Genomic DNA, 22,380 nt, shown 5'->3' on the forward strand with positions numbered 1-22,380 from the left:
CCAATATTTTTTGTTCTCGCGCCAGTTTATTTTGCAATTTTGATAGAAATTTAGGATTAGCAACTTTTGACCCGTCTGATAGGACGATGAAGTCTATTAATCCTAAATCAATACCGGTGTTTGACTGGGTTTTAGGCAGGTCATCGACCACTGTTTCAACCAATAAGCTGACATGGTAGTTACCGGATGGGCTTTTACTGATGGTAGCGCTTTTAATTAAGCCATTGATAGAGCGGTGTATCTTCGCCTTGATGTGACCGATTTTAGGCAACTTAACGCTGCTTTGTGTGACCGCTACCGTACCCTTTTGATTGTTGGTGGTGTAACTGTCTTTGATGCCTTTCTTCTTGAACTTAGGGAAGCCTGACCCTTGTTTGAAGAATTTATTATAAGCACTGCGTAGGTTCTGCTGGACGTTGGCCAGCGCCAAACTATCAACCTCTTTTAGCCACTCAAACTCAGTCTTATATTGAGCAGGGGTATTTTTAAGCTCAGTCTTACTCTCTTTATAATGCTCAATCTTATCACTAAGCATCTTGTTCCAAATAAAGCGCGTGCAACCAAACGACTTAGCAAAGAGTATTTGTTGATCCTCTGTCGGGTACAGTCTGATTTTATAGGCTTTAAGGATTTGTTTGCTCATATGGAAGTTGTTTGTCATTGGCGCTATAATAATTAATTAATATAACATATACACCAAATAGTAACCCAAAAATACGCATTCATCCCACTACTTTAGAAGTAGGGGAATTCTGCGCCGAGATGTTAAAAAACCAATAATAATAAGTAACAACCACTGAACCTGTAGTCAGCTACATACTCAGTTTTCCTCAGCCCACAGTCTCTCCTTTGTGGGCCTTTTTTTGTCCGTAGTACTCATTTTATATGGCAGAGATTATTAACTCGAAACCTTTCACACAATTAGTGTACTTAATCTATTGACTTAATGTCGCCATCATAACCTTTACCGTCTGTTCAGCTGCTTGGTAACAGCTTTCTATATTTCCCCGACCACACCAATCACCACTTACAATCCATTGTTGGTTATCATCTACTAAGATACCTTGTTCTTTATTGGTGTCAGTAACAACCGTTGCCGCATAACGCCAGCGATGGCAATCTATTTGGCTAGGGGCCGTATCATTATTCCAATTAAGTGCTTGCTGCGCTGCAGCTAATAATTGTGATCTTACTGTTTCAATATCGTCATCAACATGTACTTGTGACCAGTCATTACGCGCATGGATAGTCACGCTTGGTGATAAATCGCCATGCCCCGGTTTGTGATGCTCAACGAATACTCTATCAAGTATAGAACCATGCATATAAGCCACATCCCACCCTGGCAGCACAACATTGGTCGCGTTGGTCAAATGGCGACTAAAAGTTGCTGGTAACTGCTGCACACTGTCCCAGCCCAACATCAGCGTATAACACGCCTGCATCTGGGGCTCGGTAATCTTTGCTTGTTCACTAAAGTTGCTATTTGCCATCAAGGCTACCGCCTGATCATTTGGCGCAGTGCAAATGACCCAGTCGAACCAGCCTAAACTGTCACCCTCGGTATCAAACAGCTCGGTTTTTTTATGAGTAGAATATTCTTGTAGCTGATGAGTTTTTGAAGCACTTAGCGGTGCGACACAGGTTTTGAACGTTACCCTAGTCAATTGTAGGTCGTCGGCTAATGCCCGACCCCAGCTGGTCATTTTCGGAGTGCTAATATAACGCGCATGGGTGGTATCCCATTGCTCCTTTTTATTGATGATAGGTTGTGCATCCTCAGTGGCTGGCGTTAAATTGACCACCTGTGCGCACCATGGTTGTAGCATACCTGTTCCCAACCACGGTTCAATAAACTGCGAAAAACTGTCTGACTTGGCAGTAAAAAACTGTGCACCAAATGCCCATTGCCAGTTTTTATCACTCTGCTCATCGGTGCGATAGCGCGTTGCTAAACGGCCAACACTACGTGATTTTTCAAAAACAGTTATCTGTGGAGGCAGTTTTTGAGGGTCAGAGGGATCTGCTTGCTGACCGAATGTACGCTCTAACAAAGTTGCAGTGAACAAACCGGTCAACCCACCGCCGATGATGGCTATTTTTGCTACGCCATTATTAGTATTAGAACTGTGGGTTTTGGTATTATTTAAATCAGTGACAGAGTGGTCGGTCATAATGACGATAAGCCTTATAAAATATAGAACAATCAGTAAAAAGGAAACTTAGATAACTTAAAAAGACTTAATTCAAAGCAGCTGTTTTATTATAATCCAACGCTATATCTATTAAAAAAGCACATTACAAGGCCATGCTATCTTCAACAACATGGCTTATTTTGAGTCTCTGATAACCACTATCTATTAATGGCAAACTTTACGTTCAGCCTTGACCACTTCAACCAAATGATTAATAACCGAGCTATCAGCTAGGGTGGATAGATCACCCAATCCTATATATTGTCCAGCAGCAAGGCTACGCAAGATACGGCGCATAATTTTGCCGGAGCGCGTTTTGGGCAGGGCCTCTACGATATAGATGGCGTCTAGGTTGGCAATCGGACCAATTTCATTCCGTACATGCCGATTCAGCTCAGCTTTTAGGTTATCATTGGCAATTTCGCCTAATTTGAGAATAATAAAAGCGCAAATACCCTCTCCGCGGATCTCATGCGGCATGCCAACCACGGCTGCTTCGACAGTTGAAGGATGCGAATCTATAGCACTTTCAACCTCAGCAGTGCCCAATCTATGTCCTGAGACGTTGAGTACATCATCAACACGTCCAGTTATCCAGTAGTGTCCATCTTCGTCACGCTGTACACCATCGCCGGTGAAGTAATAACCTGGATAGTTGGTAAAATAAGTCTCTAAAAAACGCGGATGGTCATTATAAATAGTACGCATTTGTCCCGGCCAGCTATTTCTAATCGCTAAATTACCCTCAGCAGGCCCGTGGAGCACTGTGCCATCAGTATCCATAACATCCGGTATGATGCCATATAGTGGGTTCATGGCAGCGCCTGGCTTAAGCGCCACCGTACCTGGTATAGGTGCTAGTAAGACACCACCGGTTTCGGTTTGCCACCAAGTATCGATAACCGGACAGTGACCACTACCAACCACATTGTAATACCAGTCCCACGCTTCAGGATTGATGGGCTCACCGACTGTACCGAGCAGACGTAGGCTTGAGCGCTCAGACTCGCGGACAAAGGCATCGCCTTCTTTCATCATCGCGCGAATGGCCGTTGGCGCCGTATATAAGATACTAATTTTATGTTTATCGATAATATGACCGACTCGCGCCCACGTTGGATATTCTGGTACGCCTTCGAACATTACAGTTGTCGTACCATTAGCAAGCGGTCCGTAGGTGGAATAGGTATGTCCAGTCACCCAGCCGACATCAGCCGTACACCAGTAAATATCGTCATCCTTAACATCGAAAACATCACGAAAGGTCGACAGCGCGTAGGTGATATAGCCGCCAGTAGTATGCAATACCCCTTTAGGCTTACCAGTAGAGCCAGAGGTGTATAATAAAAACAGTGGATCTTCGGCATTCATTACTTCTGGTTCGCACTGCTCTTTTTCACTTTCTACCAAGGTATGATACCAAATATCGCGGCGACCGCTCATCGGTACTGAGTTACCTGTGCGGTGTACCACGATGACATTTTTAACACTGTCGGTACCCTCCATGTCCAGCGCGCGATCGACATTTGCTTTGAGCGGGGTACGTTTATTACCACGCAAGCCTTCATCAGCGGTAATAACCAGTTTGGACTGACTGTCAACGATTCGGTTACCTAGACTTTCAGCTGAAAAGCCACCAAATACCACCGAGTGCACCGCACCAATTCGAGTACAAGCCAGCATGGCTATAATAGCTTCCGGTATCATCGGCATATAAAGGGTCACCCGGTCGCCTTTTGTAACACCAAGCTTACGCATGGCGTTACCTAAGCGACAGACATCGGAATGCAACTCTTTAAATGATATAATCTTGTGCAAGGAAGGATGGTCTCCTTCCCAAATAATAGCCGGCTTATAAGGATTGGTTTTTAGGTGCCTATCGAGACAGTTGACCGAAATGTTAAGCTCACCATCTTCGAACCATTTAATGCGAAAATCATCTAAATCATAATTAACATTACTGACTTTGGTGGGCTTTTTTATCCAGTCAATTTGTTCAGCACGCTCAGCCCAAAAAGCTTCAAGCGCGGCAGGCGAGTTAATAGAATCTTGATAGGTATCAGCATACTGTTCAGGGCTAGTATTGGCGGCGGCGACGAACTCAGCCGCAATGGGAAATGATTTTTGAGTCATGGTTATAATCCTTTTTAATTATTATTACCGGTACAAATTATCGTTCATAATGGTTATCTATACCGGTGATGTGGGGTCATCTTCCATAATGTGTGACACCTACTAGCAGTTTGACAAATAAGGGCGAGTGATGCAAGACATCAACCGTTAATGGTAATAATTTCGAAATACATGTGTACACCTATTGCCTACTACTAGTAGCTGTATAGTCGTTGATATTATTTGAAATTTTTTAGATTGGTTGTTATTTAACCCTTGTAACACCAAATTAAATATGGACAATAGCCACTCTAAACAGCTCTTTTTAAGCCGTAAAAGTATTTTTTAATCAATATTTTTTTAAACCTATCGCTTTATAAACTTAACCGCAATGGAAAATAACCGCTATGAACAATAATCATAATGGAAAAAACCACTCCCATTACGATGTCATTATCATCGGTGCTGGTGCATCGGGGCTATACTGTGCGCTCACGGCTGGTCGCCGTGGACGCCGAGTGTTGGTACTCGACCATGCCAATAAAGCGGGGAAAAAAATTCTCATGTCAGGGGGCGGTCGCTGTAACTTTACCAACTATTTTGTGGAACCTGAGCACTTTATCGGTGCCAATCAACATTTTTGTAAATCAGCGCTAAGCCGTTATCCCAGCTGGGAATTTATTGGCTTGGTTGAAAAACACAAAATTGCCTATCATGAACGCGAGCATGGGCAGCTGTTTTGTGATGATTCTGCACAAGATATCTTATCAATGCTACTTGATGAATGCGCGGCTGCTGGTGTGCAAGTGCGACTTAATACTCAAATTGAGCAGGTGCAAATAGTTGAACAAAATGACAGTCATGCTAACAATGATGAGGCACGCTTTCAGCTTTTAACCAGTAAGAAGCTCAGCAAGAAGGATAAAAATGATCCTGCAAATGAGATAAAACCCGCCCAAATTCAGTATAGCTGTGAATCATTGGTGGTTGCGGCTGGTGGCCTCTCTATTCCAACAATGGGGGCTAGTGGTTTAGGCTATGAGCTGGCACAGCAATTTGGCCATAAGCTAAACCCGATCGATGCCAGTCTCGTGCCGTTTACTTTTACCGATAAAACCGGTGAGCTGATTCGTGCGTTGGCAGGTATTAGCTTACCAGTGATTGCGAGTAATGCGCGGATCTCGTTTCGTCTGCCAATGCTCTTTACCCATCGTGGTCTGTCTGGTCCTGCCATGCTGCAATTGTCTAACTACTGGCAGACAGGCGAATATATTGACATTAACTTACTCCCTGATATCGATATGACTGCGCTGCTGCTAGACCATAAAAAGTCGCACCCAAGGCAGCTGGTGCGCACGGTACTGGCTGACTATACCGATAACAGCGTGCCCAAAAAACTACTGACCGCCCTACAAACGGCGCTGTGGGACGATATTAAAGATACTGAACTGGCCAATATTAAAGACGAGCGTTTAACGGCGCTTGGAGCGACCATTAATGGCTGGCGGATTAAGCCGTCAGGTACTGAAGGCTATCGCACTGCTGAGGTTACGCGCGGTGGAGTCAAAACGGATGAAGTCTCCTCCAAAAATATGCAAAGCAACCATCAGGCCGGACTATACTTCATTGGTGAAGTCCTCGATGTGACCGGTTGGCTTGGTGGCTATAACTTTCAGTGGGCATGGGCCAGCGGCTTTGTCTGCGGTGAAGTGGTTTAATTGAAACCTAATTTACTAACCGAAGCCGGCTAATAAGCAAAGCGTCACAGTGAGTTTGATTGTAACTTCCCGCTTATCTTTTATATTAATCCGATAATAAACTTAATTTTATGAGGTAATACATGCGCGCAATCAAAAAAGTTCATGGTGATAATCCCAGTCATTGGATAGGTGATGGCTTTCATGTAAAAACGTTGATCAGTCATTTTAGTGAAGATCCTGACTTTAATTACCAGCACACTGACCCTTTTTTGTTGTTTGATTATGGCTTACCAAGGACATTTGCACCTAATATCTATTATGATACTCATCCGTATGGGGTGAGTCAGCATCCACATAGAGGTTTTGAGACAGTGACCATCGCTTATGCTGGTCAGCTTAGTTATACCGATTCAGCAGGTGGTTGCGGTACTATTTCGGAGGGAGATGTCAAATGGATTACCGCAGGGCGCGGTATCATGCACGAAGAATTTCACTCAAAAGACTTTGGACAGCACGGTGGGGTCTTTAGCATGGTGCAGATGTGGATCAACCTACCACAAGCAGACAAACTGACAGCGCCAAACCACCAAACGATTAGACGTACTAACATGCCCGTTATTGATCTGTATAGTCAAGCTAGTGAAGCTGGCGACAACGCTACTGGTACTGCTTATAAAGACACTGCTTATAAAGACACTGCTGATGAGCAAGTTACAGACAATAGTATAAAAATCGGTAGCGCCACTATCATCGCAGGAGAGTACCAAGATAAGCGCGGCGCTGCAACGACTTTTACGCCCGTTAACTTATGGAATATTGAACTGCTAACCACGGGCGTCACCACACTCAATGTTCCTGATAGCCACAATGTTATGCTGCTGGTGCAAGAGGGCGAGCTACTTGTCAATGACACTCTAGTTGATGCTGGCAAGCTGATTCAGTTTGCTGCGCCTACCAAACAAACAACACCTCTACAAACTGAGAACTCTGAGTCTCAGCAGTCATCCAGCCCATCTACTGATGTCATCGAACTGAACTATCCTGTCACCTCTGATAGTGTCTCAGTGCCCGTTAAGTTACTGCTGCTCAGTGGCGAGCCTATTGGTGAGCCGATTGCCAGCTATGGTCCCTTTGTAATGACTACCGCTGATGAGCTAGAGCGGACTCTGCATGACTATCAAACGGGTAATTTTGGTTAAAATATTCGCTTAAAATTAAATATTGGAAGTTTATTATAAAAAAGCCACCTGGCTATCGCTAGCAAGGTGGCTTTTTTAACAGCTGTCTATAAATAAACAGTTATTAGGCTTGGTCTAAAAATGGATAATCGGTATAGCCTGCTGTACCACCACCATAGAAGCTTTCTGGATGCTGATCATTAAGCGCGGCGCCCTGATGAATACGCTCAGCCAGATCAGGATTGGCAATATAGTCACGGCCAAAAGCAGCGGCATCAATGTACCCTTCGCGAACATTTCTCTCCGCTTTTTCAGCAGTATAACCACCAGCTGCGATAATAGTATTATCAAAGACTGCGCGAATATTTTGACGGAAACCATCATTGTATGGTGTACCACCTGCCCAATCCGGCTCAGACAAGTGCAAATACATCAAATCACGCTTATTGATTTGCTCGATTAACCAGATATTTTTGTCTTCTTCGTAGCCGGCATCCACATTATTGAAGCTGCCGAGTGGCGAGACACGGACACCAACGTGATCTCTGTCCCAAGCATCGACACAAGCATCGATAGCATCGAGCATTATGCGCGCACGGTTCTCGCGACTGCCGCCGTATTCATCATCGCGCTTATTGGTTTGCTCAACCCAAAATTGATGTAATAAATAACCATGAGCACCATGAACCTCTACGCCATCGAAGCCTGCTTGCTGGGCAAGCTTAGTCGCCTGTGCAAAGTCAGCGATAACTTGCTTGATCTCAGCTATAGTTGCTGGACGCGGCGGTGTTGCAGCGACACGAATCGCTTGATTGTCGCTATCGCGTAGAGAAGTACGTACGCCGACATCGATATCGGAGGCTGAGATGGGCGCTTTACCATCAGGCTGGACGCTCTCATGGGCAACGAGACCCGTATGCCAAAGTTGCACAACTATTTTACTGCCCTTTGCATGGACATTGTCAACGATAGTTTTCCACGCAACCATCTGATCTTGCGTATGTAGACCTGGCGCACCTGCATAGCCTTTTGCTTGAAACGAGACTTGGGTTGCTTCAGTTATAATAAGACCTGCGCCTGCGCGTTGTGAGTAGTATTCACCCGCCAATGCTGTTGGTACGTCACCCGGTTCAACGGCACGTAAGCGCGTTAATGGTGCCATAACAATGCGGTTTTTCAGAGTTTGCTTACCCATCTTGACGGGTTCGAATAAATTATCGTGTGCCATGAGGTGCCTTGTCTATCATTATAAAGTTTATAGCTAAATGAGTAAAAATTAGTTCTACTTATTGAATTCACTTAGCGTTCTGTTAATTCTCAATTTCCTTTATAGGGGATCAATGATGTTATTCAAGCATATTTTACAAACAAAAACGCCCATATAACGTGATATCGATATTTATAATACTCATTATTCAAGTACTCTTATAACCGTATTAAGTTAATAAGATTACCCTAAAGGATTCAAATTATGCAAAAGACCACATTAGCACTGATGATGGGAGCAAGCCTATTATTTGCTATGAGCGCTTGCCAGCCTCCAGCTGATCTGCCAGAAACATCCAAAACCAAATCAAAATCCACGCAAACTGTAGAGCAGCCAAATGCAGAACCTCTAATAGAGGCAAAAACCCCAAAGGCATTAGCGACTGCGTTGATAAAGCTGTCTGAAAAAAAGCTAACAGATAAGCTGGTTTGCACTAAGCTCAGTGAGGCTATGACAGCCATTGATAATAAAAGTAAAATCGAAGATATTCACGCTATCCAGCGGCAATTAAATGCTTGCTTGCCAATGACTGATAACGTCGAAATACTGCAGTGGCTAAAGGAGTATCAGGCGCTGTACGGACGTTTTTTAGGGTCTAATGATGATATGGACGATGCAGACTTTTACGAGGTAGTAGCAACCATAGAACAAGGCCAAGGATTATCTGTTAAGCAACTAAAAACACTGAGCCCACGTGGACGCTACCTTATTGAATTAGTAGCGAATAACGCTGACGTTAGCCTGCTATATTTAGGCGAAGGCATCTTCACATTTCATCATAATTTAAAGGCGATGGCTGACTTGTTTGTTCCTTATCTACCGGGCGATCAAGCAAAGTTTATTCAGCGTATGGCAAAAGACAATCAAGGTATTTTTTGGAACGATGCGGCGGTTGCAGTGTCTTTTAGCGAAGTGATTGCCCGTGCTAACTTTTGGGAAGATTATATCCGGCGTTACCCAAAAAGTTATTTTATTCAAGATGCAAAAGATTTATTTAGCCTGTATCGCTATGTGCTGTTTTATGGTTCAGACAATACCCGCTGGACAGATGATGCTGTACACGAATTTCTTGATCCCAAATACACACAAGCAATGACACAATTATCCAAACGCTCTAACAGTACCTTGGCTCAAGACGCGCAAAGTTTTCTTGATTTTATCGCACTGTCCGACCGCGAGCGTAAGAAAAAGTATCCAGTGCCCAGCAAAGATGATAAGGGCAATAAGAGAGACGGTTGGGCAATGCCACGCTACCAGTTAATGGCAGCGTTACCAATACCTTCACCTTGGGAAGATAATAATAGAGACTGTTTAAGTAGCGTGATTTGTGTCAGTTATAACGTTGACTAATCACTTTAAATAATCACTTTAAATAATCACTTTGAATAACCACTTTAACTAACGACGTTGAATAATGACGTTGGAGTGGCTTACGCTCGCAGTAACCCACTCCACAACCATAATATTAGACTACAACTTCACTTTATCTAAAATAAAATCAATATCTTTGTCCCCACGCCCTGATAAGTTGATCAAAATAGTATCCTCGGCGGGTAAGTCCTTGGCAATTTTCATCGCGTAGGCAATGGCATGCGCAGACTCCAAAGCTGGAATAATTCCTTCTAATCGTGACAACGCCATAAAGGCTTCTAAGCACTCAGCATCTGTTGCAGACTCATAAGTGGCCAATTTTTCATCTCTTAAATATGAGTGTTGCGGCCCAATTCCAGGATAATCTAAACCTGAAGCAATCGAATGTACGGGAGCAGGCTGGCCTTTATCATCAAGCAACACATAACATTTAAAGCCATGAATCTCACCTTTAACACCTAGAGTCATGGTTGCTGCATGGTTTGGGGTATCTAAGCCTTCACCAGCAGGTTCAACCCCTACTAACTCGACATTTTCATCACCCAAAAACCCACTAAATATACCGATAGCGTTCGAGCCACCACCGACACAGGCCACTACTTTATTGGGTAATTTGCCAGTCGTGGTTAAAAACTGTGCGCGGGCTTCACGTCCAACCACCGATTGGAAGTAACTCACTATTTCAGGATAGGGTGCCGGTCCTAAAGCAGAACCAATCGCAAACATACTGGTCTCTAGCTCGCCAAGATAAGCTTCAAAAGCACTATCCACGGCCTCTTTTAGAGTACTTGCGCCACGTGATACAGGGACGATTTTTGCGCCTAAAATCTTCATACGGCTGACGTTCGGGTGTTCTTTTTTAATATCAACCACCCCCATATGTATCTCGCACTCAATACCCATCAAGGCCGCCGCAGTTGCCAGTGCCACCCCGTGCTGCCCTGCTCCTGTTTCTGCAATTACCTTAGTCTTGCCTAATTTTTTTGCCAGTAACACCTCACCCAAGCAGTGATTTATCTTGTGGGCACCAGTATGATTTAAATCTTCACGCTTGAAATAAATTTGCGCCCCGCCGCAATGCTCCGTTAAACGTCTGGCATGATATATAGGACTTGGACGACCGATATAAGTCTCGCGCAAACGCTGCATTTCAATAATAAAATCATCCTCTTTGATAATTTCACGAAAGCCCTTTTCTATCTCATCCATGGCTTTGGCCAGATCAGGGTGGGCAATCTTGCCACCGAACTCACCATACAAACCGTCATTACTGGGTAATATCAATTGAGGTAGCCCGTAACTATTGGTAGCAGTTGCCTCATTTACAGTGGTCATATTAAAACCTCAATATTTTTGAAAATTAGTTAAGAAAGCTGTTTAATAAAGCCGTTTTGAAGATTAGTTTTGTACGATATAATAAAGTAATTGTTATCATGTTCTAGTACAATGAAACATTATTCTAAGCCAAGTTTTATTTCAGGTCAAGCTTAAGCATTACCTTCAGAGTATTTAACGCTTATTTTTACAATTGCTTGCATTTAATTATGGGACTAGGAAGTATTCTGGAACCAAGAACTAGATCGTAGAACTACAGGCTACACTACCTACAGTGCATCAAGTGATGCTTGAAGCGGTCGCAAACTTGCAAAGAATCAACCACTTTAATTTATTTTTATAAAAAGGAGATCAACATGCCAACAGAGGACATTTCGTCCAACGGAGCATACGATTATTTATTAGATTTGCTGCTGGAAACTAATGATAAAGAACAGCTGTCGGAGATATTAGAAGCATTGCTGACCGACAAAGAACAGCAAGAACTAGTGAATCGATTAAAGATTTTTGCGCTGCTGCATCAAGGAGTGACGCAAAGAGAGATTAGTGCCAGACTTGGGGTCGGTATTGCCACCGTTTCGCGTGGCGCCAAGGTCTTTCAGCAACACCAAATTAATGAGTTACTACCGAATATTGGTGACAAGCTTAAGGTCTAAAAATCCTGAATACTATAGTGGATAAAGGAATTTTATATAGGATAATTTAGATGATCTAACCGCTTATCAAACAGGGCTTATTAGGACACAATCCGTGTACGTAAATACTCTCAATCTTGGTATAAGTTATTACAGAGCAGTCATTAAACAGACAACACGCCCTAATATAGAGACAGCAAATACCTTCATAATGCTTAATTTACAAAGCTTACAGAGGTATTTACTGTGTGTACGTTTTCCCAGGTGAATGCAAGCCGCTTGAGGATTGATTCAGTCCAACGTACCAATTAAGACCACCTGGCTAAACAGCCCTAGTCCATGACCACTGGTTCCTTGCCTTATTATTTATAGGTTTGGGTTTACAATGATTTTCACCGCTGACTCATTATTATGAATTAAGGTCTCAAAGCCTTTAGAAACTAAATCATCCAACTGGATGCGTTGAGTAATAAAGGGCTCAAGATTAACCGAGCCATCTTCGACCAATTTGATGGTTTCTTGATGATTGTTTACATAGCCGATAGTTCCGCGTATATCGAGTTCCTTCATGACTACGCTATGGACATTTACGGAGGCTGGATGACTCCAGATAGAGACAATCACGACCACACCAGTAGGTTTGGTGAGTTCAACTAACGAATCTAATACCTTATTGACGCTGGTACATTCAAAGGCCACGTCTACACCACGATTATCCGTAAGCTTCATGACTTCTTCAGTCAAATCTACTTCAGTCGGATCTAGAACATGATCGGCAACGCCACTTTCTTTAGCCTTCTCTTTGCGTTTGGTACTCAATTCAGTGAGAATTACGGTAATACCCTTGGCTTTCAAAACTGCAGACAATAACAAGCCAATCGGACCACCACCACCGACCAAAGCAATGTCACCTGCTTTGGCACCACTGCGGACAAAAGCATGATAGCCAACGGCTAACGGTTCAATCAAGGCTGCTTGATCTAATGGGATTTTATTAGAGATAGGATGTACCCAGCGTCGCTTGACCGCAATTTTTTCAGACAAACCACCGCCGCGACCACCCAGACCGATAAAGTTCATATTTTTTGATAAATGATAATTCTCACCAGGCGCGGTAGAAACATCATCAGCGATGATATATGGTTCGACCACGACATGCTGACCGATTTCAATATCATCAACGCCCTCACCGATAGCATAAACGACGCCTGAGAATTCATGACCCATAGTGATTGGGGCAGACTCTCCTGAAATGGGGTGGGGATGACCACAAGGTGGAATAAAAATAGGACCTTCCATAAACTCATGCAAATCAGTACCACAGATACCACACCAAGCAACGTCGATTCCGACCGTACCTGGTTCTACAGTAGGCTCTGGGATGTCTTCAATACGAATATCGCCTTTGTCGTAAAAACGTGCCGCTTTCATATAAATCTCCTTTTAATACACCCGATGATATAGTTAATCCAATTTAAAAACGATACAGTACTGCTGTTATAAATGTACCTATTTTATTTTGAACTGGCTATGCCGCTGATAGCTTAAAATTTAGTGTCATAGCCTTCATCATATACCAATTCATTCCTCGACATACCTGTAAATTTTCCATAAATCTGAAACCCTTTCAACCCTTTCTTAAACTCTAGCTGTAATCCCCTACCCAATTCTCAATCCAATAGTGTTAATCTTAATAGTTAAAAGCACTGGTCAAAGCATCTACTCTATTAATACGTTTAGATTTTTTATCTCGCTAAATTGCCAGTCTTAAAGAATAATTAAGTTTTAATCGCACATCAGTAAAAATGATTGCCTCTAGTGTCGATAAGCCAATCTATAACAGTTAACTGATAAAAATCATTATAAATACCGTAATGGACAAGGAATCGAATAAATGAAACTACGCATCTTAAAATCTGCGGTGACTAACCCTTGGTTTAATCTAGCGACCGAAGATTGGATATTTCAAGCGCTTGACGCCAACTCACACACGCTATTTTTATGGCGTAATTCTGAAACTGTGGTTATTGGGCGCTCACAAAACCCTTGGGTGGAATGTAAGACTGACAAAATGGAAGAAGACAATATCTTTCTAGCTCGCCGTCAAAGTGGTGGTGGCGCGGTATTTCATGATTTAGGCAATACCAACTTTACCTTTTTATCGCCTAAAGATGGCTACGATCAAACGGCTAACTTCACCATTATTGTTAATGCCCTGAAGAAGCTGGGCATAGATGCTGAGCTATCCGGCCGTAACGACATGCAAGTTGGCGATCGTAAAATATCAGGTAGCGCCTTTAAACATGCAGTTGATCGTAGCTTTCATCACGGCACTTTACTGGTGAATGCTGACATGCAAAAGCTTGGTGATTATCTCAATCCGCACCCGCTAAAATTGCAAGCAAAAGGTATCAAGTCCGTGCGCTCACGGGTTGCTAACTTGGTTGAATTCAATAAAGACATCAATCACAAGATGTTGTCCGAAGCAATTATTGAGGCGTTTTGTGAATATTACGGACAAACAGTCAAAATAGAAGAGTTAGATGAAGCCAGTCTCGCCAAGCAGCCTAATCTCAATAAATACTACCAGCAAATGTCAGACTGGAATTGGCGCTTTGGCAAAACCCCTGAATTCTCCCATCGTATCGAAACGCGCTTTGATTGGGGCATGATTGATTTACATATGGATGTAAAACAGGCGGTGATCGAAGAAGTGGTTATTTTTTCTGATGCACTAAATATCGAATTAATTGATGTCTTAAGAGATACGCTGACAGGGGTCAAATACAATAAGAAGGACATCAGAGCTAAGCTGGACGAGCTTAAACAAACACAGCCAAATTTAGCAGCTCAAGTTGATGATTTTTGTGAATGGCTGGTTACAGAGATGGAAATTTGAGATTTTTATCGTTTGATGAAGAAGACATAAAAATAAGATATAGATTCATTCAAAGCTGTCGCTACCAGTTAAAACTTTACCGCTACATTTTTTCAGACCACCATAAATTATAAGGTATTTTTATGAAGTACTTACATGCAATGATTAGAACCAACAAACTAGAGGACACCTTACACTTCTATTGTGAGCTTATGGGTTTAGAGCTTCTTAGGAAGAAAGACTCTGAGACAGGACGATTTAGCTTATACTTTTTAGCAACTCATGACGGTGCTCCAGAGATTGAGGTTACTCATAACTGGGACGAAAAAGAATATAGCAATGGAGACAACTTTGGGCATTTTGCCTTTAGGGTCGACAACATATATGAGCAATGCGAAACATTTATGACAGCGGGTGTCGATATATTAAGACCGCCTAGAGATGGGTATATGGCCTTTGTTAAAGACCCTAACGATATTTCAATCGAATTGCTGCAAGATGGTGAGCGCTTAGAACCCGTCGAACCTTGGATTTCGATGGAAAATATGGGTACATGGTAAATAAGGCTGGATTGGACTTATCAAATTCTCATAAATAGGAAAAGTTAAACGTAATTCACTATTAGATATCAAATTTGGTGAGTTGCGCTGCTAATGACTTACTCTTGTATCTACAATAACTTCATTAAAATATCATCAAGCTTTAAGAAAACGAGAATAATATGAAAAAACTAGTCTTAGCCATAGCAAGTATTTTAGGAGCTTCTTTATTATCTACTCAGGCAAATTCAGCAAGTTTCGATTGCAAAAAAGCTGCTACTTGGGTAGAAAAAACTATTTGTAAAAGTCCTGAGCTTTCCAAACTCGATGATGCTATGGCGAAAAAATATAAACAAAATCTCACTAATACTTTTGATTATGAAGACAGCGAAATTCTTAAAGGTAACATGATTATCGATCAACGACTTTGGCTTAAATTTCAGCGCAACACGTGTAAAGAAACAGAGTGTCTCATCCGCGAGTATAAAGAGTATATTGAAGATAAGAATTATTATGGTGTGGCTTGGAACTTCCCAGACGAGCTAAGTCGTTCTGATTTACCTAGCAAAAATGAGTTTGGCAAGTTTTCTCAAACTTTTAAAACCTCAATATACAATTCAGAAACTAACCGGAATGATCCGCAAGAGGTAACGAATACTTTATCGATTTATAGTGTCGCTAATAAACCTTATCTCTCAATTATAGAGGGAACTTTATTTTTTACTAATTTTCATACCTGTGATGTTGGAGACAACATTGCAACATGGTCTCAGAATCACTGGGTCATTAATGACGATGGACAAGATGAAATTCTTGAGCTGCGCTTGTATCCAGCACCTTATAAAGGTAAGACTCAGCTACTATTAAAAGACATTGACGACCAATTCAGATCGGGACGTTGTGGTGTGCGAGGTTATTTTGACGGTATTGTATTAGAAAGGGAATAAGGTAGATTAGTTTCTTCGAACTCTCGTAAAGAATGAAGATTAGACGTAATCTACCATTGGATATTAGAATCATAAACTTGGTGGGTTACGCTTTAGATAACCCATCCTACGCCTGCTTATTTAGGATAAGTTTATATGCTCGTCTGATTTGTAGTCAGAGCGATAGTCTTATCTATAATAATATTTAATTATTATAGATATAGTAAAGAATCTGAAAGTTTTAAGTTGATGAAAAGGTTAGCAAGTCAAGGTGATACCCAACCTAAGTTTGGATATAAATTTTTTGATTTGAGGGATTACGAGATAAATAAAAAGAAATATAACCAATAAAAAACCCGCCTAAAATTAAGCGGGTTATCGACATGCGATCATTAAGTGAATAGCGAAATAGAATACTTCGCCACTTCTATAGCTTTATTTAACTGTTAAATTCCTGCCGCTACCTCAGCCCCATCACGTATCGCACGTTTGGCGTCTAGCTCAGCGGCCAGTTTGGCTCCGCCAATCAAATGATATTGTGCATCAGGCGCGTCGCCAACATTGGGCATCAAATCTACTACTGACTCTTGACCCGCACACACTACTACGCTATCAACACGCAGCAGCTGGCTTTGGCCTTGATTATTGGTGATCCAGATGCCTTCGTTAGTGATTTTTTCGTACTGTAGCCCTGACACTTGAATAACACCATGCGATTTGACATGAGCACGGTGGACCCAGCCGGTCGTTTTATTGAGACTGCCACCCAAGCGCCCCTTAGTACGTTGCATCAGATAGACTTGGCGTACGGGCGTAATGGCGTCTGGTTTAATCAAGCCGCCTTCACTTTGATAATTAAAATCATCAGTCACGCCCCACTCTTCACGCCATTCACTAACTGATTGCGCTTTTGGACGATAGCTTGGGTCTTTTAGGGTTTCAGGTGGCAGCTCATCTAATGGCTGACCATGACGAGCCGTTAGATACTCACTCACATCAAAGCCAACACCGCCTGCACCGATGACTGCAACGGTATTGCCGACTGCTTTTTGTCCAGAGAGTAATTCTGCATAAGTCATCACTTGCGGCAAATCTGCACCTTCAAGTTTACCAACCAAGCTTTTAGGCACCACCCCAGTTGCCACGATCACATGATGGAACTTGCCAGCTTCTAGCAGTGCTTTATCTACTTTGGTATTGAGTTTGACCTTCACGCCTAAGTGCTCAAGCTCGTTAATATAGTAGCGAATGGTTTCAAAGAACTCTTCTTTACCCGGTATAACCTTGGCGTAGTTAAACTGTCCGCCCAAGATATCTTTGGCTTCAAACAGCGTCACTTTATGGCCGCGTAATGCTGCGACATGCGCTGCTGACATACCCGCTACCCCGCCACCAATAACCGCGACTTTTTTAGGCTTTTTAGTCTTTTTATAAACCAATTCGGTCTCATAGCAGGCTTGTGGGTTGACCAGACAAGTTGAGCGCTTATTTTCAAAAGTGTGGTCAAGGCAAGCTTGGTTACAAGCAATACAAGTATTAATACGAGCAGCCTCACCATTTTTAGCTTTATTGACCCAGTTTGGATCCGCTAAGAACGGGCGTGCCATCTGAATCAAATCAGCTTGACCACTAGCGACGATTGATTCAGCAGTATCTGGCATATTGATACGGTTGGCAGCCATCATCGGAATGCTGATATGTTTTTTAATCTCAGCGGTAAAGTCTACAAAAGCGGCGCGCGGGACACTGGTGACGATAGTCGGCACGCGGGCTTCATGCCAGCCAATACCGGTATTCATTATAGTCACGCCAGCTTCTTCTAGCGCTTTAGCGACGGTGATGACTTCATCCATGACGTTGCCATCTTTGACCAAATCAATCACTGATAAGCGAAATAAGATAATAAAATCTTCGCCAACCGCCGCGCGAACGGCTTTGACCACATCTACTGCCAGCTTCATACGCCCATGAATATCGCCACCATAAATATCGCTACGCTTGTTGACGTGGCGCGATAAGAACTGATTGAGTAGATAACCCTCAGAGCCCATAACTTCAACACCATCATAGCCGGCTTGCTTGGCTAAACGAGCTGAGCGTGCAAAGTCTTCGACTGTTTGCTCAATATTTTTGATACTCATTTTGCGGGGTTTAAACGGTGAGATTGGCGACTTGATCGGGCTGGACGATACAACAAACGGATGATAACCATAGCGACCACTATGTAGTATCTGCATGATAATTTTGCTGTCGTGCTTATGCACAGCGCGGGTCACGCGTTGATGGTTAAGGACATCCATCTTGCTGTTCATGGTACCGCCTGCCGGTAATAGCCAGCCCTCGCGGTTGGGCGAGATACCGCCGGTAATCATCATGGCCACACCGCCTTTGGCGCGCTCAGCAAAATACGCCGCAAGCTTGCCATAGTTGTAAAAACGGTCTTCAAGACCGGTATGCATCGAGCCCATGACCACACGGTTCTTCAAAGTAGTGAACCCTAAATCTAACGGTGTAAACAAATGCGGGTAATACTCGGAGGCATTAGCAGCATCAATCGCAGCACTATTGGTAGCAATACGATCGGTATTTTTAATGCTGTTGTTTGATTGACTAGGGTTTGCTTGACTAGGGTTTGCTTGGCTGGCGGTATCAAGGCTGGCGCTCATGACATTATCCTTCTGAATCTACGGGTTATTGTTATAAAAACGATATGAAAATTTGATATTAATTCTATCGTACCACACCCCCTTTATTCTCAGCTACGCACACAAACGACTGATGAGTGAGCATTATGGTGATACTGTCTGTTGCTAACGGCTACTCAATAATTCGTACCGTCTACTGTCCTTAGTATGGTCTATTTACTATAGAAGGATAGTAAGCATATGTCAGAGTTGGAATCTTCACGCTAAGAAAACGCCTTGAACATCTACCTTAAACATCTGCCTTAAAATTATTGCTTAAAATAGATATCTGTATAGTACAAAATGTTATACGATTGAGCGAAAGTCACCAAACAAACTCGTTTTTTAGGCGCTATTACCCTTAATGAAAGACCTAGTATTTATAGCAGGTCAAGTATAGAACTAGTAATATAGTAAATCCAATCTAAAAACGATGCAGTGCTGCTGTTATGAATTTTTCGTAGCCTCTGTCACGTGTTCGAACAGCAAGCAAGAAAAATTTATAACAGTAGTGCGCTAACACAGCTGTATCTATTTTATTTTGAACTGGCTATAGTAAGATGCGTGAAAATTGTAGCTGACTGAGCGCTGAGCACTATATTAAGCCAGTCTGATACTATAGCGGTTTTATACTTGGTTCACCATTTTATAAGAATACGATAAAGGACTATCTCCATGACCGACTTTCATACAGGTCTCGGCAAAAACCCTGCCAATTACCAACCACTCACCCCTATTGATTTTATTATCCGCAGCGCACAGGTCTATCCTGATAAGACCGCCATCATTTACGACGATCTTAAACATAACAATCTAACCCAAACCTGGCAGCAGACTTATACTCGTTGCCAACAGTTGGCGGATGGTCTACGTAAACTAGGTATTGATAAAAACGATACCGTCGCGGTTATGCTGCCCAATACTCCAGCCATGGTAGAGTGCGCATTTGGCATACCAATGTCAGGCGGTGTATTGTGCACCTTGAACACTCGTCTAGATATTAATGCTTTAACTTTTTGTCTGCAACATTCTGAAGCCAAAGTCTTAATCATGGATAGCGAATTTGCTGATCTTGCTGAGATTATCGATGAGACCTTCCCTCAGTTAATTGTTATCCATGCCACTGATGCCGCCGTTGATATTGAGCGTTTTGGACAGATGAGCTATGAATCATTACTTACCAGCTCCGACCGTTTAGATAATTGGGAAAAACCATTAGACGAGTGGGACGCCATTGCGCTTAATTATACCTCAGGCACAACGGGCACCCCAAAAGGTGTGGTCTATCATCATCGCGGTGCGACCCTCAATGCGGTGTCTAATATCTTAGATTGGGACATGCCCAAGCATCCTATTTACCTATGGACGCTACCCCTATTTCATTGCAATGGCTGGTGCTTTCCGTGGTCTATCGCTGAGCGAGCTGGCGTTAACGTCTGCCTGCGTAAGATGAATGCCGATCTCATTTTGCAGTTGATTGCCAAGTATAAAGTCAGCCATTATTGCTCAGCACCGGTAGTGCACAATATGATTGCGAGCGGTAAACCGGAATATAAAGCAGCGATCAATCATAAAGTCAAAGGCTGGGTTGCCGGTGCACCGCCCTCTGAAACTATGCTCGCACAAATGGAAGAGATGGGCTTCGATATCACTCACACTTACGGCCTTACCGAAGCATATGGACCGGTGACTATCTGCGCTGAGCAAGCAGAATGGAGCGATCTTGATATTGCTGCCCGCGCTCAAAAGAAATCACGCCAAGGCGTAACCTCACATTTAATGGCAGGGTTTGATGTATTCAAACAAGGAACCATGGAACTGGTAAAAGCTGATGGCGAAGAAATGGGCGAATTGGCCCTACGCGGTAATATGGTGATGAAAGGTTACCTCAAAAGCCGTAAAGCCACCGAAGCCGCGTTTGCTGACGGCTGGTTCCGCACGGGTGATTTGGGGGTTAAGTACCCTGATGGCTATATCAAAATCATGGACAGACTTAAAGACGTCATCATTTCCGGCGGTGAGAATATATCTAGTATTGAAGTCGAAAATGTCTTGTATAAAATACCGGCAATTCAAAGCTGCGCAGTGGTTGCCGCACCAGATGATAAATGGGGCGAAGTACCTGTCGCCTTTATTGAGATTTATGACGGCAGCACCTTGCAGCGTGATGCAGTTATCGAGCATTGCCGCCAGCATCTGGCTGGCTTTCAAGTACCCAAACACATTATCTTTGCCGAAATACCTAAGACCAGTACCGGCAAAGTACAAAAGTTTGAGTTACGCCAAGCGGCCAAATCTTTGGCACATGAAACCTCAAAGGTCACGCACCAACCAAAATGAGCAGCCAAAAACAACTGACTGGCTATTAGAACCAATCATTACAATCAGCTGTTAAGATCAGCTATTAACAAAGGTCAGCCATTAACAAAGGTCAGCCATTAAAAAAGGTCAGCCTAATTTAAGATTAAGCTGACCTTTTTATTTACTATCTATTTTTAAAGCTGACTTCTAAGCAAGCTTGGGCTCAAGCCACTGATAGATCAGCATACCAATTACCATGGCTGGGATAAATACATAAGCTTGCCACTGTCCAGTACCTAGCAATACAATGCCTGGTCCTGGGCAGATACCCACTAAACCCCAACCAACACCAAATAATATCGCACCAATTAGTAATTTTTTATTAATTGTAGTGTTATTGGGCATCTCTATCGGTGTCCCAATCCAGCTGCTACCTTGGCGTTTGGCCAATTGTACCCCAACGATGGCCACCATTAATCCGCCACCCATCACTAGTGCTAAGGAGATATCCCATGCGCCAAAGACATCCAAGAACCCCTGTACCTTGGCAGGGTCCGTCATACCCGATATTAGCAGCCCTAAACCAAATAATAACCCTGCTACTAGCCCAATTATATTTTTTAACATCTTAGTCTCTTATATTGTCTAGTCAAAATAGTGAACCTGTTAGCAACCAGCTACGATTAGATGAGCCCAAGCAGGTGTCGGCCAATATAGACCGTAAGCACACCAAATAACATAAAGGTCACCGTTGCCGCCATTGAACGTGGTGATAGCCGAGCATTACCACAGATTCCATGGCCACTGGTGCAACCTGATCCCAAGCGTGTGCCAAAACCAACTAGTAATCCGGCGCCAATTAATAGCGGCAATGAGCTGGTCACTTGCATAATGGGTAGCGGCGATGCCAGTTGATACAATAACGGTGAGACGACAAGGCCCAGTACAAATAATATTTGCCACACCTCTACGCGCTTGGGCTTCAACAAGCTGGACGCGATACCACTGATACCTGCGATACGTCCCATACCTAATAGCAAAATGACAGTCGCCACCCCCAATATTAAGCCACCTACTAATGAGATTGGGGTAAATGCTTGCCAGTCTATCTGTATAGTCATAACTGATTACCTAACCTAATTTTTATCAAGTATTACTCTAAAATTCTATTTATAAAAACACATTATATAATAAAGTATAATAAATAGGTAAAAAAATACTGAACGCGTTGGCTCAGTATTTTTATCAGTACTTTTATT

The 22,380-nt window shown here is 42.9% G+C and carries 17 protein-coding genes; 8 read left to right on the top strand and 9 right to left on the bottom strand.

Annotated features, from left to right (window positions below):
- The 3 genes from RCH20_RS03060 to acs form a co-directional block, all read right to left on the bottom strand.
- On the bottom strand, positions 1-643 hold a 643-nt coding region (locus RCH20_RS03060), incomplete at its 3' end, for an RNA-guided endonuclease InsQ/TnpB family protein (RefSeq protein WP_327192553.1).
- A gap of 292 nt (positions 644-935) precedes the next feature.
- Complete coding sequence (locus RCH20_RS03065; protein WP_327192554.1) at positions 936-2,174, bottom strand: NAD(P)/FAD-dependent oxidoreductase; 1,239 nt, start codon at positions 2,172-2,174, stop codon at positions 936-938.
- Between the two features lie 186 nt (positions 2,175-2,360).
- Complete coding sequence (gene acs, locus RCH20_RS03070; RefSeq protein ID WP_327192555.1) at positions 2,361-4,328, bottom strand: acetate--CoA ligase; 1,968 nt, start codon at positions 4,326-4,328, stop codon at positions 2,361-2,363.
- A 386-nt stretch (positions 4,329-4,714) separates the two neighbouring features.
- On the opposite strand from acs, the gene RCH20_RS03075 reads away from it, so the two are divergent.
- On the top strand, positions 4,715-6,025 hold the full coding sequence (locus RCH20_RS03075) for an NAD(P)/FAD-dependent oxidoreductase (protein WP_327192556.1): 1,311 nt from the start codon (positions 4,715-4,717) through the stop codon (positions 6,023-6,025).
- A gap of 122 nt (positions 6,026-6,147) precedes the next feature.
- On the top strand, positions 6,148-7,206 hold the full coding sequence (locus RCH20_RS03080) for a pirin family protein (RefSeq protein WP_327192557.1): 1,059 nt from the start codon (positions 6,148-6,150) through the stop codon (positions 7,204-7,206).
- Positions 7,207-7,309: 103 nt separating this feature from the next.
- On the opposite strand, the gene RCH20_RS03085 is transcribed toward RCH20_RS03080, so the two are convergent.
- Entirely contained in the window at positions 7,310-8,413 is a 1,104-nt protein-coding gene (locus tag RCH20_RS03085; protein WP_209955699.1) for an alkene reductase, read from the bottom strand.
- A 243-nt stretch (positions 8,414-8,656) separates the two neighbouring features.
- Here RCH20_RS03085 and RCH20_RS03090 point away from each other — a divergent pair, with 243 nt between their 5' ends.
- On the top strand, positions 8,657-9,802 hold the full coding sequence (locus tag RCH20_RS03090; RefSeq protein WP_327192558.1) for a hypothetical protein: 1,146 nt from the start codon (positions 8,657-8,659) through the stop codon (positions 9,800-9,802).
- 120 nt (positions 9,803-9,922) lie between these two features.
- Here the strand turns inward: RCH20_RS03090 and trpB are convergent, their stop codons facing one another.
- Positions 9,923-11,158: a tryptophan synthase subunit beta gene (gene trpB / locus RCH20_RS03095; RefSeq protein ID WP_327192559.1), complete on the bottom strand. Its 1,236-nt coding sequence runs from the start codon at positions 11,156-11,158 to the stop codon at positions 9,923-9,925.
- Positions 11,159-11,514: 356 nt separating this feature from the next.
- On the opposite strand from trpB, the gene RCH20_RS03100 reads away from it, so the two are divergent.
- Complete coding sequence (locus RCH20_RS03100; RefSeq protein WP_327192560.1) at positions 11,515-11,814, top strand: Trp family transcriptional regulator; 300 nt, start codon at positions 11,515-11,517, stop codon at positions 11,812-11,814.
- 345 nt (positions 11,815-12,159) lie between these two features.
- Here the strand turns inward: RCH20_RS03100 and RCH20_RS03105 are convergent, their stop codons facing one another.
- The gene (locus RCH20_RS03105) at positions 12,160-13,224 is read right to left on the bottom strand and encodes a 2,3-butanediol dehydrogenase (protein WP_327192561.1); all 1,065 of its coding nucleotides are present in this window, start codon (positions 13,222-13,224) and stop codon (positions 12,160-12,162) included.
- 463 nt (positions 13,225-13,687) lie between these two features.
- On the opposite strand from RCH20_RS03105, the gene RCH20_RS03110 reads away from it, so the two are divergent.
- From RCH20_RS03110 to RCH20_RS03120, 3 genes are all read left to right on the top strand, one after another.
- Entirely contained in the window at positions 13,688-14,692 is a 1,005-nt protein-coding gene (locus tag RCH20_RS03110; RefSeq protein WP_327192562.1) for a lipoate--protein ligase, read from the top strand.
- A gap of 122 nt (positions 14,693-14,814) precedes the next feature.
- Positions 14,815-15,231 carry a VOC family protein gene (locus RCH20_RS03115; protein ID WP_327192563.1) on the top strand — a complete coding sequence of 139 codons (417 nt, stop codon included), beginning with the start codon at positions 14,815-14,817 and terminating at the stop codon, positions 15,229-15,231.
- A gap of 161 nt (positions 15,232-15,392) precedes the next feature.
- Positions 15,393-16,157: a lysozyme inhibitor LprI family protein gene (locus RCH20_RS03120; protein ID WP_327192564.1), complete on the top strand. Its 765-nt coding sequence runs from the start codon at positions 15,393-15,395 to the stop codon at positions 16,155-16,157.
- A gap of 425 nt (positions 16,158-16,582) precedes the next feature.
- Here the strand turns inward: RCH20_RS03120 and RCH20_RS03125 are convergent, their stop codons facing one another.
- Positions 16,583-18,802 carry an FAD-dependent oxidoreductase gene (locus tag RCH20_RS03125; protein ID WP_327192565.1) on the bottom strand — a complete coding sequence of 740 codons (2,220 nt, stop codon included), beginning with the start codon at positions 18,800-18,802 and terminating at the stop codon, positions 16,583-16,585.
- A gap of 693 nt (positions 18,803-19,495) precedes the next feature.
- Between RCH20_RS03125 and RCH20_RS03130 the strand changes: the two genes are divergently transcribed.
- Positions 19,496-21,160 (top strand): AMP-binding protein, encoded by a 1,665-nt coding sequence (locus tag RCH20_RS03130; protein WP_327192566.1) that lies wholly within the window; start codon positions 19,496-19,498, stop codon positions 21,158-21,160.
- 168 nt (positions 21,161-21,328) lie between these two features.
- On the opposite strand, the gene RCH20_RS03135 is transcribed toward RCH20_RS03130, so the two are convergent.
- Both RCH20_RS03135 and RCH20_RS03140 read right to left on the bottom strand, forming a co-directional pair.
- Positions 21,329-21,748 carry a DUF6691 family protein gene (locus RCH20_RS03135; protein WP_327192567.1) on the bottom strand — a complete coding sequence of 140 codons (420 nt, stop codon included), beginning with the start codon at positions 21,746-21,748 and terminating at the stop codon, positions 21,329-21,331.
- 56 nt (positions 21,749-21,804) lie between these two features.
- On the bottom strand, positions 21,805-22,242 hold the full coding sequence (locus tag RCH20_RS03140; RefSeq protein WP_327192568.1) for a YeeE/YedE family protein: 438 nt from the start codon (positions 22,240-22,242) through the stop codon (positions 21,805-21,807).
- Between the last annotated feature and the right edge of the window lie 138 nt (positions 22,243-22,380).

The organism is Psychrobacter sp. PL15, from assembly GCF_035984995.1.
Classification (GTDB): Bacteria; Pseudomonadota; Gammaproteobacteria; order Pseudomonadales; family Moraxellaceae; genus Psychrobacter.